The organism is Bacteroides sp. GD17 (assembly GCF_038448625.1).
Classification (GTDB): Bacteria; Bacteroidota; Bacteroidia; order Bacteroidales; family Bacteroidaceae; genus Bacteroides.
The window spans coordinates 43,280-60,561 of the sequence record NZ_JBCEZS010000004.1 but is presented as its reverse complement, the minus strand read 5'-3'; the positions used below and the strand labels follow the sequence as shown (position 1 = coordinate 60,561).

General features: G+C 45.5%; 12 protein-coding genes and 1 pseudogene. 4 read left to right on the top strand and 9 right to left on the bottom strand.

Annotated features, from left to right (window positions below; genetic code table 11):
- Window positions 1-12 precede the first annotated feature (12 nt).
- The 3 genes and pseudogenes from AAE250_RS07650 to AAE250_RS07640 form a co-directional block, all read left to right on the top strand.
- Window positions 13-1,569: pseudogene (locus AAE250_RS07650) on the top strand (sulfatase family protein); the annotation flags it as partial.
- Window positions 1,570-3,237, top strand: coding sequence for an alpha-L-fucosidase (locus tag AAE250_RS07645; protein WP_446715744.1), 1,668 nt, complete (start codon window positions 1,570-1,572; stop codon window positions 3,235-3,237). It begins immediately after the preceding pseudogene.
- A gap of 75 nt (window positions 3,238-3,312) precedes the next feature.
- A complete protein-coding gene (locus AAE250_RS07640; protein ID WP_342288836.1) occupies window positions 3,313-4,080 on the top strand; it encodes a carboxylesterase family protein in 768 nt (255 codons plus the stop codon).
- Between the two features lie 46 nt (window positions 4,081-4,126).
- On the opposite strand, the gene AAE250_RS07635 is transcribed toward AAE250_RS07640, so the two are convergent.
- The 5 genes from AAE250_RS07635 to rpoN all read right to left on the bottom strand — a co-directional run bounded on the left by AAE250_RS07635 (window position 4,127) and on the right by rpoN (window position 9,172).
- Complete coding sequence (locus AAE250_RS07635; RefSeq protein WP_342288835.1) at window positions 4,127-5,986, bottom strand: 4-hydroxy-3-methylbut-2-en-1-yl diphosphate synthase; 1,860 nt, start codon at window positions 5,984-5,986, stop codon at window positions 4,127-4,129.
- A gap of 3 nt (window positions 5,987-5,989) precedes the next feature.
- Window positions 5,990-6,499 (bottom strand): 5-(carboxyamino)imidazole ribonucleotide mutase, encoded by a 510-nt coding sequence (purE, locus tag AAE250_RS07630; RefSeq protein ID WP_342288834.1) that lies wholly within the window; start codon window positions 6,497-6,499, stop codon window positions 5,990-5,992.
- 17 nt (window positions 6,500-6,516) lie between these two features.
- The gene (gene gcvH, locus AAE250_RS07625; protein WP_342288833.1) at window positions 6,517-6,897 is read right to left on the bottom strand and encodes a glycine cleavage system protein GcvH; all 381 of its coding nucleotides are present in this window, start codon (window positions 6,895-6,897) and stop codon (window positions 6,517-6,519) included.
- Between the two features lie 84 nt (window positions 6,898-6,981).
- Window positions 6,982-7,644 carry a hypothetical protein gene (locus AAE250_RS07620; protein ID WP_342288832.1) on the bottom strand — a complete coding sequence of 221 codons (663 nt, stop codon included), beginning with the start codon at window positions 7,642-7,644 and terminating at the stop codon, window positions 6,982-6,984.
- A 37-nt stretch (window positions 7,645-7,681) separates the two neighbouring features.
- Entirely contained in the window at window positions 7,682-9,172 is a 1,491-nt protein-coding gene (rpoN, locus tag AAE250_RS07615) for an RNA polymerase factor sigma-54 (protein ID WP_342288831.1), read from the bottom strand.
- A gap of 186 nt (window positions 9,173-9,358) precedes the next feature.
- Between rpoN and AAE250_RS07610 the strand changes: the two genes are divergently transcribed.
- The gene (locus AAE250_RS07610; protein ID WP_342288830.1) at window positions 9,359-10,732 is read left to right on the top strand and encodes an aminopeptidase P family protein; all 1,374 of its coding nucleotides are present in this window, start codon (window positions 9,359-9,361) and stop codon (window positions 10,730-10,732) included.
- An 857-nt stretch (window positions 10,733-11,589) separates the two neighbouring features.
- Here the strand turns inward: AAE250_RS07610 and AAE250_RS07605 are convergent.
- From AAE250_RS07605 to AAE250_RS07590, 4 genes are all read right to left on the bottom strand, one after another.
- Complete coding sequence (locus AAE250_RS07605; RefSeq protein WP_342288829.1) at window positions 11,590-12,009, bottom strand: DUF3244 domain-containing protein; 420 nt, start codon at window positions 12,007-12,009, stop codon at window positions 11,590-11,592.
- Window positions 12,010-12,123: 114 nt separating this feature from the next.
- Window positions 12,124-13,854 carry a tetratricopeptide repeat protein gene (locus AAE250_RS07600; RefSeq protein ID WP_342288828.1) on the bottom strand — a complete coding sequence of 577 codons (1,731 nt, stop codon included), beginning with the start codon at window positions 13,852-13,854 and terminating at the stop codon, window positions 12,124-12,126.
- A gap of 135 nt (window positions 13,855-13,989) precedes the next feature.
- Window positions 13,990-15,495 carry a sensor histidine kinase gene (locus AAE250_RS07595; protein ID WP_342288827.1) on the bottom strand — a complete coding sequence of 502 codons (1,506 nt, stop codon included), beginning with the start codon at window positions 15,493-15,495 and terminating at the stop codon, window positions 13,990-13,992.
- Window positions 15,496-15,569: 74 nt separating this feature from the next.
- Window positions 15,570-17,243, bottom strand: a complete 1,674-nt coding sequence (locus AAE250_RS07590) for a nucleoside kinase (RefSeq protein WP_342288826.1) — start codon at window positions 17,241-17,243, stop codon at window positions 15,570-15,572.
- Window positions 17,244-17,282: the final 39 nt, after the last annotated feature.

The window sequence follows — 17,282 nt, the reverse complement described above, 5'->3', positions numbered from 1 at the left end:
AAAATAAAAGATATGAATCATAAACTTTCCTTAGGACTTGCTGCACTTCCCTTTATGCCTTGGGTTGCAATTCAAGGACAAGATCAAAAGCGAGAAGTCCAGAATGAACGTCCTAATATTATTTTTATCATGAGTGATGACCATGCTCGTCAGGCAATGAGTATATATGGTCATCCTATTGGCCAGGTTGCTCCTACTCCTAATATTGATCGGATTGGGTATGAAGGTGCAGTGTTCCAGAACAATTATTGCTGCAATTCTATCTCAGGTCCAAGCCGTGCGGCTATACTTACGGGCAAGCATAGTCACAAGAATGGTTTTATGAGGAATTGGGCGAAAGGATTTGATGGCTCGCAACAGACGCTGCCCAAAATCCTGCAAGCGAACGGCTATGAAACGGCTGTTATTGGTAAGTGGCATCTTGTTTCCAAACCTACGGGTTTTGATCATTGGATGATTCTGGATGATCAGGGAGAATACTGCAATCCTCATTTCATTACAGAGAAAGATACTACCCGGCATATGGGTTATGTGACGGACTTGATAACCCAATATACAGAAGAATGGCTTGATGCCCGTAAAGACAAGGATAAACCTTTCTTTCTGATGATGCATCACAAAGCTATTCATCGGAACTGGGTGCCTGCTGAACGGCATTATCATTTGTACGAGCACGCTAAGTTCCCGCTGCCCGATAATTATTATGATGATTATGAAGGACGTTATGCTGCACAAATGCAGAAAATGAATATATACCGTGACATGTACGAAGGTCACGATTTGAAGATGGTTGCCGGGATTGATAGTGACAGTTTATTATTCGACCCTTGGCCACATGCCTTCCTTGGTACGATGGAGCCGGATGAGCGTCGTCGTTTCCTCGATGCTTATCGTGATCGTAATAATGAATTCTACTCAAAGAAACGCTCTTTTAGGGAAGTGGCGGAATGGAAGTATCAACGTTACCTGCAAGACTATATGGGTGTTGTGGCAAGTGTGGACGAGAGTGTTGGCGAGATATTGGATTATTTGAAACGCACGGGACTCGACAAAAATACCATTGTAGTTTATACTACCGACCAAGGGTTTTATCTGGGTGAACATGGCTGGTTTGACAAACGCTTTATGTATGAAGAATCTTTCGGTATGCCAATGGTGATGCGTTGGCCGGGGCACATTAAACCGGGAACACAAGTCACCGGACTGACTCAAAATATTGATTTCGCCCCAACTTTCCTTGATATGTGTAATATTGCTATACCAGAGGATATGCAGGGAGTTTCATTTCGCAAACTGGTAGAGGAAGGTAAAACGCCGCACGATTGGCGTAAGTCACTTTACTATCATTACTATGAATTTCCTGGTTTTCATAGTGTACGTGCGCATTATGGCGTGAAAATGGAGCGCTATAAGTTGATGCATTTTTATGTAGATGATAAATGGGAACTTTATGACTTGAAGACGGACCCTACAGAAATGCATAATCTGTATGGAAAGAAGGGCATGGAGAAAATTACAGCTGAGTTGAAGGCAGAATTGGCCCGCTTACAGAAAGAATATGAGGTCCCTATAGATTTTGCAGATCGGGTACCTTGCCATGTAAAGACTGATCACATTGGTACAAACAGCGTAGAAATCTCATGGGATACGGTAGAAGGAGCTGTGGACTATGATGTTTACAAAGAGGGCTGTTTCTATGAAACAACAAAGGAAAGCAGTATGACAATAAAGGGCTTAAAGCCATTTGATATTTACTTTTTTTCGGTTAAAGCAAGAAATGCCCAAGGGCAGTATAGTGGCGAAAGTGAGAAACTTTATGTCACTACTGCTGAAACCAAAGAACAAAAAGATAGACGAATGGCCTGGTGGCGTGAGGCTCACTTTGGCATGTTTATCACTTGGGGAGCATATGCTGCATTAGCGGGTCACTATAGCGGTCCTACCTTGTTGAAGCAGAATGCGGACTGCCCATGGATAAAAGAGAATGGGATGATTGAAGACTACTATTCGTGTATCCGTCCTGAGTGGATTGCACCTGATGGTTCTCTAAAAATAGACGTTTCTACAGGAAAACCATACCGGAGAGGGCAATATGCGGAATGGATAATGTTTGCGGCACAGATACCGAGGAGTGAGTACTTGAAACGTGCAAAGGAAGGTTTTAAGGCCGAAAAGTTCAATGCAAAAGAGTGGGTTAGAATGGCAAAAGATGCAGGGATGAGATATATTGTTATCACTTCGAAGCATCATGATGGCATCACTCTTCTAAACACCTCCGTAGGCCATACAATCTTCAAAGATACTGATATCCGTCGAGATCTGTTGAAAGAATTAGTAGATGAGGCAAGAGCAGCGGGGTTGAAGATAGGCTTTTATTATTCTCAGGCATTAGACTGGAATAATCCTGGTGGCATGGGGTGGATTCCCCAGAATGAAACAGCCAATAAGGAGGCTTCTTATGATGACAAAGCGAGATATACGGATGAGATTGTAATTCCTCATTTACGCACCATTATTGAAGATTATAAAGTAGACCTCATCTGGTGGGATATGGGAGGAAGCAGTACACCTGAATTCAGATATCGGATGGTGAAGGCTATTAAGAATATGCCCGGAACGGAACATTTGATATTCAATAACCGCATGGAGGATGGACTGACCGGTGATTTTAAAACTCCGGAGCAAAGTATACCGGACATGCCATCTAATGGGGATGGTACAGACTGGGAAACCTGTATGACCTTAAATGACAATTGGGGGTACGCTGCACACGATTCGAGGTGGAAGACCACAGAGGATGTAGTACAGAAGCTCATAGACATAACGAGTAAAGGAGGTAATTATCTGCTGAATATCGGCCCAAAAGCAGATGGTACCTTTCCGACGGAAAGTGTGAATCGTCTGGCAGAAATAGGTGCCTGGATGAAGGTGAATGGAGAGGCTATTTATGGTACGGAGCCGAGTCCTTTTGTGCATCAACTCGATTGGGGAAGAGCTACAAGAAAGATGGTAAATGGGAAACTCCATTTGTATTTGCATGTTTTTACTCAATATTGGCCGAAGGATGGTAAGCTTCTTGTTCCGGATTTTGGCTTTAAAATTAAGAGAGCATATTTGTTGATGGATTCGAAGAAATCAGCTTTGCCCATTAAGGAAAATAATGGTAAGCATATTGTTTCTTTGCCAATGAAGGCTCCCGATACTATCAGTACTACTCTTGTTATAGAAACTTTGTAATGCTATCTGTTGACTATCAATGAAAATGGAGTATCTTTGCGTTCGGAAGGTAAAACATTTAAAATAAAGAATAGAATGAAACGGATATTCAGTATTGTATGTGTATTGCTGTCTTTACTGCCCTTATCGGCACAGGAGACTTATCAGAAAGAGGCATTTGTCTCTTCCCGTGGAGATACGTTGTTATATCGTTTGCTTCGTCCGGCGGCGGTGAAGGCTGGCGAGAAGTACCCATTGGTACTTTTCCTGCATGGTGCCGGAGAACGGGGCAATGACAATGAAAAACAGCTGGTGCATGGCGGGCAGATGTGGCTTAATCCGGTGAACAGGGAGAAATATCCCTCATTCGTATTGGTTCCGCAATGTCCAGAGAGCGGTTATTGGGCTTATACGGAACGTCCGGAATCTTTTGTTCCGGCAGAGATGCCGCTTGATAATCCGATATCTCCGGTATTCCGCACATTGAAAGACTTGCTTGATACTTATCTGGCAATGCCCCAGGTGGATAAGAATCGTGTCTATATCATAGGACTTTCCATGGGTGGCATGGGTACGTACGATATGGTAGTCCGTTTCCCGGAAATCTTTGCGGCTGCTATTCCTATCTGCGGGACGGTAAATCCTGCACGGTTGAAAGCAGCCAAAGATGTGAAGTTCCGTATTTTCCACGGGGATGCGGATAATGTAGTTACTACAGAAGGCTCGCGTGAAGCGTACAAAGCGTTGAAAGCCGCCGGCGCCGAAGTGGAATACATCGAATTCCCAGGTTGTAGTCATGGCAGTTGGAACCCTGCATTCAATGAACCGGATTTTATGAGTTGGCTGTTCAGCCAAAAGAAATAATTATATGATAAATAAAGCCCGCACAACCGATGTGCGGGCTTTATATTTATTTCTCAGTATAATCCCCGTTCGCCTTAATCAGCTCTATCAGCTTGTCTACAGCTTCTTCTTCAGGAATATTCTTCTCTATACACTCTTTCTTCTTGTAAAGGCTGATTTTGCCTCGTCCCGCGCCTACGTAACCGTAATCGGCGTCTGCCATCTCGCCCGGCCCATTGACTATACAGCCCATGATGCCTATCTTCAATCCCTTCAGATGTCCGGTTGCAGCCTTGATGCGCGCAATAGTGCTTTCCAAGTCGTATAGCGTACGCCCGCATCCCGGACAAGATATATATTCCGTCTTGCTCGTCCGCACCCGTCCGGCTTGCAGAATGCCGAAAGCAGTAGCATCCACCACTTTATCACTTATCACCTTATCACCCTCTTCCTTTCCCTGGTTGAATAAGAGAATGCCGTCACACAACCCGTCAAAGATGAGTGCACCCATGTCGGCAGCCGATTTAATTTGCAGGTTCTCTGCTTCATCCTCTGCGTAATGCTGGAAGAAGACAACCGGATTCTTCAGCCCTTCCTGCATCATCTGATGTACCAAGGCACGCTGTTCTCCCAGGCGGTTGGGATGGTTGCTTTGTGAAATGAGCACCACTTCCGGATGGAACTTCAGGCAGGCGATTGCTTCGTCGTTCAGGCCCATGTAGGTGATGAACAGGAATTTCAGGGAAGCGCTGCATCCGCTGAGGAAAGGCATCTGGTCACTTTTGAAGGCGGGCCATGTGTTGGCTTGGCCTATCCATGTATCCGCATCGATGATGCACTGCACGGCTTCCGGACACTGTTCGGGTACGGAGCGTCCTGTATAAACATAGTCGGGCATGAACTGTGGATTGAAATCCATGTTGCCATCCAGGCGTGCGGCAATGACTACGGGCAGATTCTCTCCACCGATATTATGTACGGCTACCGTTTGGCGGCGGGTAGGGGAAAGGTAATTGAACTCCGGCACATCCGGTCCCGGAATATAAGGATGGTCGCGGCGCTGCACGACGTAATCCACCAGTTTGCGCGCTACGGGAATTTCGGCTTCGGGAGCTTCGCTCAAAGATACACGGATGGTGTCTCCCAAACCATCGGCCAGCAACGCACCGATGCCCAGGGCCGATTTGATGCGCCCGTCTTCTCCGTCGCCGGCTTCGGTTACGCCGAGGTGCAGGGGGAAGTGCATGCCTTCCTGCTCCATAACGGCAGCCAGCAGACGCACCGTCTTCACCATCACCACTGTGTTGGAGGCCTTGATGGAGATTACTACATCCGTGAAGTTTTCTTCCACGCAGATACGCAGGAATTCCATGCACGATTCTACCATACCTTCCGGCGTATCACCGTAGCGGGACATGATGCGGTCGGACAATGAGCCATGGTTCACACCAATGCGGATAGCGGTGTGGTTCTCCTTGCAGATGTTGAGGAAGGGTACAAAGCGGTCGCGTATCTTCTGCAACTCCCCGGCATACTCCTCGTCGGTATATTCCAAGTGCTTGAAGGTGCGTGCCGCGTCTACATAGTTTCCCGGGTTGATGCGTACCTTCTCTACGTATTGTGCGGCTACATCCGCCACTTTCGGGTTGAAATGGATATCGGCTACGAGTGGCACCATGTAACCGTCTTGCCTGAGAGCAGCGTTGATGTTCATCAGGTTTTCGGCTTCCTTGATGCCTTGTGCCGTGAGGCGTACATACTCACCTCCGGCATCTGCAATGCGTTTGGCTTGGGCTACGCTGGCTTCTGTGTCCTGTGTAGCCGTATTGGTCATACTCTGTATGCGGATAGGATTGGAGCCACCCATAGGGGTAGCTCCAATATTTACTTCTGATGTTTCCCGTCGGGAATAGTTGAATAAATCCATGTACTAATTTACTTTATACTCGTACTTCACCTCTTTCAGTTCCTCATTTGCCTTCACGATTTTCTTCTTCAGACCTTCTTTGTAGGCGGCAAATGTTTCTGCCAGTGAGGTGTCGCTTAGTGCCAGCATCTGCACGGCAAGAATGGCTGCATTCATGGCTCCGTTGATGGCAACGGTGGCTACCGGTATGCCCGGAGGCATCTGGATGATGGAATAAAGTGCATCTACGCCGTCGAGTACAGAACCCTTTACGGGTACGCCGATAACCGGCAATGTGGTGTTGGCAGCAATAACGCCGGGCAGGGCGGCAGCCATACCGGCGGCGGCGATAATCACTTTAATGCCGCGTTGGCGGGCATTCTTGGCAAATTCTTCTACTGCTTCCGGAGTGCGGTGGGCAGAGAGAGCGTTCATTTCGAACGGTACATGCAGGTCATTGAGCAGTTGTGCCGCCTTTTCCATAACAGGAAGGTCGGAAGTGCTGCCCATGATGATGCTAACAATTGGATTCATATTCATTTAATTAATAATTAAGCATTAATCAGTGCCTTATACGCCTCTGCATCCAGCAGGCTGTCGAAGTCTGCATCAGCATCGGGCTTCATTTTGATGAGCCAGCCTTCTCCGTACGGGTCTTTGTTTACCAGTTCCGGCTGGTCGGCCAGGGCTTCGTTCTGTTCCAGAATCTCTCCGCCTACGGGCAGGAAAAGATCGGAAATGGTTTTTACTACTTCAATGGTACCGAATACTTCGTCGGCAGCCAGTGTTTCACCTTCTGTCTGGATATCGACAAATACGATGTCGCCCAGTTGCTCTTGTGCATAGTCGGTAATGCCTACATAAGCTACATCGCCTTCCTGGCGAATCCATTCATGTTCTTTGGTGTACTTTACATTTGTTGGAAGATTCATGATCATTAGTTTTTAAGGGTTAATACTATATTGATTCAATTAAAAATTAAAAGTTAAGAATGAAAAGGGGGTGCCGTGCTTTCCTCAGAAGAGGAAGATGCGGAACAATATGTTGCTCAACGGGTGGAGCACCAGCAAGGAACAGACAAGTCCTACGGTGAATCCTCCCATCACCTCGCCCAGCGTGTGGTGTTGCAGGATGATGCGGGCCGTACCCAATATCCCTGCAACCAGTATAAAGAGGCATAACCACCACACTGGGTTATAGCCGAATAAGGCACTGAAAGCCACCAGTCCGCCTACTACTGCTCCCGCACCTGCCATGTGTTCGCTGAGTTTCCACTTCAGGTTGACGATGACGCAGATAACCATCATCACCAGGGCGGCCAGGATGATGCCGGTCATGTACCAGGGGATGTTCAGCCGGTGCATCATGAGCAGGCAGAATACGTAGGAAGTGATTGTGAGAATGAAAGGTATATACCTTTTCTTCCTTTCTATCAGGTCTTCCGGGCTGAAACCGTTGATTTTGCGGAAGATGAAGATCGTCAGCGTAGGCATCAGGATTGTGAAACAATAGACCACACCCAGCACAATCAGTTTGTATTGCAGGGGCATGATGCGCAGGTACGAAAATATAAATAGAATCAGGAAAGCCAGGAAAGGAATGGAAAACGGCGTGAATATAGCCGAGATTATTTTCGCTGTCCGGATCAGGGTTCTATCTGCTATGATATGTTCTTCCATTATTCTATCTGTTACGTTATCACTCTACCACTTACCACTATTTTCTCAGTCTTGCTACCGGTATGTTCATCTGCTGGCGATATTTGGCTACCGTGCGGCGGGCTATCGGGTAGCCTTTTTCTTTCAGCATATCGGTGAGCTCATCGTCTGTGTAGGGCTTTTTCTTGTCCTCGCCGTCTATGCATTCTTTCAGTATCTTGCGTATCTCGCGTACGGACATCTCTTCACCGTCTTCGGTGGTATAGCCGTCGTTGAAGAAGAATTTCAGCGGGTAGATGCCATAGTTGGTCTGTGCATATTTGCTGTTGCTGACGCGGGAGATGGTCGAGATGTCCAGTCCGGTACGTTCGGCAACATCTTTCAATATCATGGGGCGCAACAGGGATTCGTCTCCTTCGAGGAAGAATGGGCGTTGCAGGTCGATGATGGCTTGCATGGTGGTCATCAACGTATTCTGCCGTTGCTTCACGGCATCGATGAAACCTTGTGCGGCGTCCATCTTCTGCTTCAGGAACATCATGGCGTCTTTCGATTCTTTCGACTGGTTCGCCTTGTTCTTGGTATGCTCTTCCACCATTTCGCTGAAGTCGCGGCTCATGCGCAGTTCGGGCACATTGCGGTTGTTCAGCGTCACGTTGATGGTACCGTCGTCGTATGTATCTACGATGAAGTCGGGCACTATCTGCTGCATGTTCTTGCCGATGGCTTCTCCGAGGGATGCTCCCGGACGGGGATTCAGCTTGCATATTTCTTTGATGGCTTGTTCAAAGGCATCTTCTTCCAGGCCGAGCTTCTGTTGTATCTTGTCCCAGTGCTTGCGGGTAAATTCTTCGTAGCACTCGGCTATGATGGCTTCTTCGATGTAAAGCAGCGGGTTGGGAGTGAAGTGCTGCTGCTCTATCTTGCGGCGTATCTGGATGAGGAGGCACTCTTGTAAATCGCGGGCGCCCAGTCCGGCAGGGTCAAAGTCCTGGATAATCTTCAACACATCTTCCAACTCTTGGGGAGAGGCGTCGATGCCTGCATAGATGGCCAGCTCGTCACTGATGCTGTCCAGCGATTTACGTAGCAGACCGTCATCATCCAGCGAACCGATCAGGTATTCGGCCAGTTCGCGCTGATGCTCGGTGAGGTCACGCTCGCGCAGTTGCTCTTGCAGGGTTTCGTAGAAGGAGGTAGAGTCTGAGAAAGGGATTTCTTCGGCTTGCTCACCTTTGCTCCGGTTGTTTTCCTGTAGCTTATAGTCGGGGATGTCGTCTTCGTTCAGGTAGTCGCTCAACGAATCGTAGCTGGTATCTCCACCGTCCTCAGAGTTGGTTTCCGCATCGGGAGAGTCGGAATATTCATCGCCGGGGCTATCTTCTCTGCCCTCTTCCAGTGCCGGATTTTCTAAAAGTTCGGCACGCACGCGGTCTTCCAGCTCCACGGCAGGGAGTTCCAGCAGCTTCACTACCAGAATCTGTTGCGGCGACAGCGTCTGTATTTGTTGCTGCGCCTGCGTTTGTACTTGTCGGGAACCTTGTGCCATACTTATAATTATAGATTTGCTAAGTTCTGAATTACGAATTGCAGCGATGCCATTCAAATTCTACGGCAAAAATAGTGAATAGTTCGGGAACGCGAAACCTTCTCTTGTTATATTTAACAAGAAAGCAGAGGCTTGGTTGCATTTTTGTTGTTATCTTTGTGTCATAACTACAAAAAATAGAACGTTATGTTTGCTAAAGAAACCTATGTGCAGCGCAGAGCCCTGCTTAAGAAAACTATCGGCTCCGGAGTGTTACTGTTTTTGGGTAACGATGAACAAGGTCTGAATTATGAGGACAATACTTTCCGTTACCGCCAGGATTCCACTTTTCTCTACTATTTCGGTCTGTCGTTTGCCGGACTGTCGGCTATAATAGACATAGATGAAGATAAGGAGATTATCTTCGGTGATGAATTAACCATCGATCATATTGTGTGGATGGGAACACAACCTACCCTTCACGAAAAGGCTTCTGCAGTAGGCATTTCCGAAACCCGCCCTTCTGCTGATATTATCAGTTATCTGCATAAGGCTGTGCAGAAAGGTCAGAACATACATTATCTTCCCCCTTACCGTGCCGAGCATAAACTGAAATTGATAGATTGGCTGGGCATACCGCCTGCCCGCCAGGAAGGTTCTGTGCCGTTTATCCGTGCGGTGGTGGCGCAACGTAATTACAAGTCGGCAGAAGAGATTGTAGAAATAGAGAAGGCTTGCGACGTGACTGCCGATATGCATATCACGGCCATGAAAGTGCTTCGTCCGGGAATGTACGAGTATGAGGTAGTGGCAGAGATGAACCGCATCGCGGAGATGAATAACTGCGAACTCTCTTTTGCTACGATTGCTACTATCAACGGTCAGACTTTACATAATCATTATCATGGCAATAAGGTGAAACCGGGAGATTTGTTCCTGATCGATGCCGGTGCTGAACTTCCTTCGGGCTACTGTGGTGACATGTCTTCTACCGTTCCTGCCGACAAAACGTTTACGCCCCGCCAACGTGCTGTTTACGAAGTGCAAAACGCCATGCATCTCGAATCTGTCAAAGCACTTCGTCCGGGCATTCCTTATATGAAGGTGTATGAGATTTCTGCCCAGGTGATGGTAGAGGGCTTGAAAGAACTGGGGCTGATGAAGGGCAATGCTGAAGATGCCGTACGCGAAGGTGCCCATGCGCTGTTCTATCCTCACGGTCTCGGTCACATGATGGGACTGGATGTACACGATATGGAGAACCTGGGCGAAGTTTGGGTAGGTTACGACGGTCAACCTAAGAGTACGCAGTTCGGCCGTAAGAGTCAGCGCCTTGCCATACCTTTGGAGCCGGGCTTTGTGCATACAGTTGAACCGGGCATCTACTTCATCCCCGAGCTGATAGACCTCTGGAGAGGAGAGAAGAAATTCACTGACTTTATCAACTATGATAAGGTAGAAGAATACCGTAACTTCGGCGGCATCCGTAACGAGGAAGATTATCTGATTACTGAAACCGGTGCACGCCGCCTGGGTAAGAAGATACCGCTGACGCCGGAGGAGGTGGAGGCACTGAGATAAGTTCTTTTCACTGATAAAAAAGAAGGAAGCCTGTTGCACTTTGACTGGTGTGACAGGCTTTGTTGTTTTAATTTTAAGTATACTTTCACCTATCTACTCTCTACCTTCTCCTTACCTACTCCATACCTACTCCTTACTTTCTCCTTTCCTATGGGTTAGGAGTAGGTAAGGATGAGATTCTTTGTTTGCAGGACGTAAATATGTATTCGCACGCTGCGAACACATATTCGCGCGTTACGGATTTGTATTCGCGCACTGCGAATAGAACTCTCTTACTGAATCGAAGAACTTTAGCCCTTATACCGGGCATCTTTTCTGCAAGGATTTAGCAGGTTTTGTATTTACCTGTTAGCAGGCAGTAATGTAAGGTGGTGGAGTGGTATGTCTGTTAGTGATTTAAGAAACGGAAACTTATATTCTTCCATCTATAGAAAGATTCGGATGGGGTTCTTCCTGTAGTTTCTCCAAACAGTACAGTTCCTGTCCATCTTTTTAAGAAGCAATGTGTTTTGACGTAGTATTTTTTTCCCTTTGCATCACTAAATTCCACGATGAAATCGTCCTTTTTCGTCACTACACAGCATGGACTTCTATCCATTTGCAGTATAGTAATGAAAGGAGTACTTAGTTGAAAAAAGTAATCGGGTGACGGTGGAAGTTGACACACCTCGTTCTTTATATTCAATACATTCAGTGCATCACTGATACTTTGCATGTCATTATCTTCGGAAGTGTCAAGTAAATGAAGCACTGTGCTTCGGCTTACTTTTACGGATAAAGCCCGTAGATAACGATAAAGAACGATGTCGGTGTTGTCAACTGCCGTCATGAGTGATTTGCTTTTATGTTAAGGTCTGTTATAGAGCAAAGTTGCCTTCTAAATAGGTGTCGTCGGCTTCTATCTGGATAAGATAGGTGCCACTGCTTTTACCATTTAAATCGATGTTAAGGGTAGCAGGGTTATTATAAGTTTCTGAATAAACTGCTTCACCGGTTGTTTCGTTGGTGATGGTAACGGTAGCGGAGGAGAAGGATTCTTGGAATGCTACGGTTATTACATTATTGTCGATGTAGGCATAGGCTGGTTGAGGGATGACACCACGAGTGAAAGGACCGTTACCGGGGACTACATCTTGTTCTTCTATAATTTCTCTACCAGTATCACCTCCATTACTAATGGTAAGAGCGATGGCTCTATGTGTATTGATAGATGCTTGGGCATTTGTAGCTATGCTTCCTAATCCCAATAATACGACAAAAAATAAAATCTGCTTCATACTGTTGTACCTTGTTTTGTTTGATACAAAGTTCGTGTGAATTTACTGAATACAGTATAAAATAAGTGTAACATTTTCTGGGGAAAGTGTAACATTTTTAGGTTACACATAATATTACTCTGAAAAAACGGCTTCTTTGATATACTTTTTTAGCAGAACTTCTAATTTACCAGCTTGGTAGTTTTCTCCCATTTTCTCTAAGATATCTTTTTCTTTTCTATAAATTGTAGTTCGTTTATAATGCATAGCTCTTGCTTTATCGATAAGAGATAAATTCATTAGTGACAAACAACATAAATGAACTTCATTTTCTGAAAGGTTATATCGTATACCTAATTGGGTTATGATGCCGTCTTTATCTATTTCTGCTATAAGTTTTAACCATTCTTCTTTACTCAGAGATTCTTTTGAATAGTCTTTCACTTTGTAGTCATTAATGATGCGTTGTACTTTGGCATATACATCTAAGTGCTCTAAAGCTTCTCGAGCTAATGCTACTCGTTGTTTGTTCATTTCGACAAGTTCTTTATGTAAAACTCTTCTATGCTCTTCATTTGTGAGATTTTGTGTGATTTCATTTTGGAGATTTGCAATCTGTCCTTCTTTTTGTTTAAGCTCTTCTTTCAGTAATGAATATTGTTGATTTAATACTTTTTCAGACTGAATCCTCTCTTGATTTTGTCGATGAATTCTTTGCTGGTATCGCCTTTGCAAGATGTAGAGAAGTAAAATACTGATTATTATGAGTAAAAAAATATAGTAGCGATATTGACTAAGAAAATGTTCATATTGGATTTTTTGTTGTTTTATCAAGACTTGCTTTTCTGTTTCTATAACTTTATCTCTTTGTGATGTTTTGCTTAAACTATCTTTATAAGCAGAATATAATTTTTCCATTTCTAATGATTGAGCTATTTCTCCTCGTATTTGGGCTATATCTGCTAAACGCATATAGGCACTGGCCTTGTCTGCATAACTCGGAGAAAGCAGAACTTTGTTGATATAAATATTTGCAGAGTCGTATTGTCCCATTTTGAAATAAGCATCGCCTAATAATAAAAATGCTCGGTAGCAATGTGTCGTGTCTTTTTGAAACTTGATAGTTTGTTTGGCATACTGGATCGCTTTTGCCCCATCTCCCGTTTTTCCATATAAAGAACTTAATGTAGCGGCAATCGTGCTCTGCATTCTGTTTTGCTTTACATCTCCTAAAATATGGATAGCTTGTTGTAGATTCTTTTCTGCTTGTGAGTAAAGTTGTTGGTTGAGTTTTATATTTCCTTGTCTGAGCAGTGATTCTGCCCACAGACTGGTGTCTTTTAGTTGAATCCCTATTTGCTCAGTTTTTAGATAAATAGAATCTGCTCTATCATACAGTCCTTGCAGGTAATATAAATAACCCATACTGTTGTATATACGTCCTAAAAGAGGTTCATCATTTATTTTTAAGGCAAGGGATATTGCTGTGAGATATTTCTCTATGGCTGCCGATTGTTTATTACTGTCTCTATAGATGCAACCCCAATAATAATATGCTTTGGCTTGCATCCTTTCATCTTTAATGGAATCATAGTACTGTACAGCAGTACGTATGAGTGAGTCCTTTGTTTGCAGGATAAAGTTTTTGTCTTGAGCTTGTGTAAATAGTAATGCATAGTAAGCCTTGTCTGCTTGCGTGGGCAGTTGTTGCGGTATGATGTTTTGCAGAATGTGCAGTGCACTATCCGGCATTGCAGTCATTAACGAGTTGGCCTGTATTAGTATTTGGTGGTAATTGCTTCGATTCGTACAAGCTACCAAAAGGACAATCAGTATAGATATAAGAATAATAGTTTGTTTTTTCATGCGTCTTATTTCTTTGATCTGCTGCAAAGATACTATTTCTTCCTGTTGATCTGCTGATGAAAAACATGAAAAGACAATTTGTGAAAAAAGACCGGTACACAAGTTTGTAATCTGCAAACTTGTGTACCGACTATGCTATGCGTGTAGTTCCAGAATGAAGCGTGCTCCCTTATTATATCCGCTGTCCAGCGTCAGAGAACCGTTCATCTTGGTAGCGATCAATGAGCAGATGGGTAGACCAAGGCCATCACCTTGTGTTAGATCCTTAACCTCAGTGAAGGGCTTGAAAATATTTTCGCGTTGCTCTTCGGGAACTCCACAGCCGGTATCACTGATGATAAACTGGTGCGTATGTGCGCCGCGCTTTTTGAAGTCGAGCCATATCTTTCCGCCGGCGGGAGTATATTCGGCGGCATTCTCCAGCAGATGCAGCAAGACGCGTTCCAGTTGTTCGGGGTTGATTTTTACATTCAGCTTTGGAGCGTTTACGGCCAGTGTAACATCCTCCTGCGTTTTTCCCTTAATCTTGTCCATTACGCTTTCGCAGAAAGTAGAAATATTCTTTTCCTGCATTTCGTAAGGCTCGGACAAAGTATTTTCCAGTTCGGACAGTTCCTGGATATGGTTGGCGAATGTGTGCAAGGCGCGTACACCGGGCAATGAAGCATCGAGTGTATTCAGAGTAGGCTCCATTTGTGCAGAGATGTTCTGAATAAACTTGGTTTTTAGTTCGTTGTGCTCGTTGGCCACGCTGATAGCTTTCTTCTGTTTGCGGGTGAGGACGACAAAGCGCAACAGTACAATGGCACCTAATATCAAAGCTGCGGCAAGGATGGCTGCCAGTACGCAAAGTCCGATGATGATATACTGCTTGGCACTTAAAGAGCTGTCCTTCTCCTGGATGGTAGCCAGACTTTCATCGTATTTCTTCTTCAAGACATTCAGCTCGTCCTGAGCGGTAAGCGCTTTTACGGAATCGGTCCAGAGGATGTATTTGTCGTAGGTACGTGCCACCAGTCCGGCATTGTTTGCCTTGCGGGCAATGCTGATAAGTGTCTTGTAGCATTCGTCTACTTTATCATAGTTCTTCTGCTCCTTGTATTGCCCTATCAGGCGGTTGGTAGCGGCATCGCCTTGCTCGTTCATGCCAAAGGTATAATAGTAATTGGCCTGGGTATAGAGCAAGTCGTTCTTCAGTGAATCGTTGCGCGATGCTTTGGCTGTTTCTTCCAGTCGGGTCAGTTGCTCCTTGGCACGTGCGGGATTCTTGAGGTTGATATACATCTGCAAGCGCTCTTTGTTGATGCGGAAGCGCTGTTCCGGCATTGCTTTGCCGGTTTTCTGCTCGCCGGCTGCCACTACTTGCTCAGCGCCGCGAAGCAGCTCAAATGCTTCTTGGTAGTAGTTCTCCCGGTGATAGAGAGCGCTGGCATTGACACCGCATTCTACAGCCTTGTCGTACTTGTCTTGACCAGCAAAGGCATTGTAAGCTTGCAAGAATAGGTAGCGGGCTTTAATATACTCTTTTTTCGCAAGGCTCTCTTGTGCTTGTTTCATAAACTCATCAGCACGGCTCTGTGCATGGACTTGGCTATAGAAACATAATGTAGCTAAGAAGAATGTAATGATTATCTTTTTCATTATGTAAATTCGTTTGATTCGCACACAAAAGTAACAATATTCTTTAATAGATGGTACTGCAAAGTCTCTATTTTTTAATATTTGAAACTACTTCCGCCTAAAAATTCCCTTAACAGAGAGGTTGGAGGAATTTCTTTGTCTTGTACGGGGGTGAAATATTTTATGAATTTCAGCAGGCGATACGCTTCGGCATATTCCGGGCAGTTGCGTGGTACACTGGTCAGTATAGGCTCTGCGTGACAGCGCAGCACGGCAAACTCGAACAGTAAAGCGGAGTTGAACATGACGTCGGCATTCTCCTGATAAGGGAAAATCCACTTGTCTTCACCGGCGCGTACGCTGGGCCAGCGCGAGATGGTTTCTTGTGCCGAGTAGCCGCGGTAGTTGAAGTCGCGGATGATACGGCGCAGCAGACGGTTGTCCGTGGTGGGAATCCAGTTGTGGTCGTCCAGTGAAATAGTCGTCAGGGCAGATACGTAAATCTTATATTTGCTTTCGGCGGGAATTTGCGGAGTGAGTTCCGGGTTCAAGGCATGGATGCCTTCCAGGATGATGATCATGTGCTCGTCGATGCGCAGCTTGTCGCCCTTGTATTCCTTCTTTCCAAGATTGAAGTTGTAGCGCGGAAGTTCTACTTCTTCACCTCGCAGCAGTGCTTGTAACTGTGTGTTGAAGAGGTCGAGGTCGAGAGCGTAGAGCGACTCGTAGTCGTAGTCTCCGTTTTCGTCGCGGGGAGTGTCTTCGCGGTCTACAAAGTAATTGTCAAGGGAGATGGGATATGGATGCAAGCCGTTGGTCATCAACTGTATGGACAGGCGTTTGCTGAACGTGGTCTTGCCGGAAGAAGACGGACCGGAGATGAGTACGAGCTTCACCCGGTTTCCGTTTTCGCCGCGGTGGTAAATGTCGTCGGCAATCTGGGCAATCTTTTTTTCTTGCAGGGCTTCTGCCACGTTGATGAGGTCGGTGGCATGTCCTTCTTCGCAGGCCAGGTTGAAGTCGCCTACATTGCTTAACCCCATGATATAGTTCCAATGCAGATGTTCCTTGAATACGTCGAGCATCTTCTCTTGCTTCACCACCTCTTCCAGTACATTCGGGTTCTGCTTGTTGGGGATGCGCAGCAGCAGACCGTCGTAGTATTTCACGATGTCGAACAGCCAGATGAAGCCGGTGCTGGGAAGCAGATTGCCATAATAGTAGTCGATGGTATCGCCCAACGTATAATAATAGGTATAGAGCGAACCCGAAGTTTCCAGCAGCTTCACCTTATCTTTCATGCCTCGCTCACTGAAGATGCGTACGGCTTCAGTGGTATGGCATTCGATGCGATGGTAGGGGATATTTTCGGCGATAATCTCCTGCATCCGTTTCTTGATGGCAGCTACATCTTCCAATTCGATGGGACGGCCGATGCGCAGATTGCAAAAATAGCCCTTGGATACGGGGTGCTCCACAAACAGCTTTCCTTCGGGAAACAGTTCGCTGACAGCTTTGTAAAGGATGAAACATAATGAACGGACATAGGTACGCATGCCCGAGGAGTCTCGTATGTCGAGAAATTCTACGTCTTTATTGTTATATACGCGGAAATTCAGTCCTTCGGAGCGGTTATTGACCTTTGCACTGACCACCTGATAGGGGAAATTTAGATTAAAACCGTAATAAATATCCAAAAGTGAGCTTCCGATAGGGAATTCTTTATAAATATTATTATTTTTGCAACAAATTTGTAACATGTGTTTCATGATGCCTCAATTTTAATTGGTTGACACGTTAAATATAGG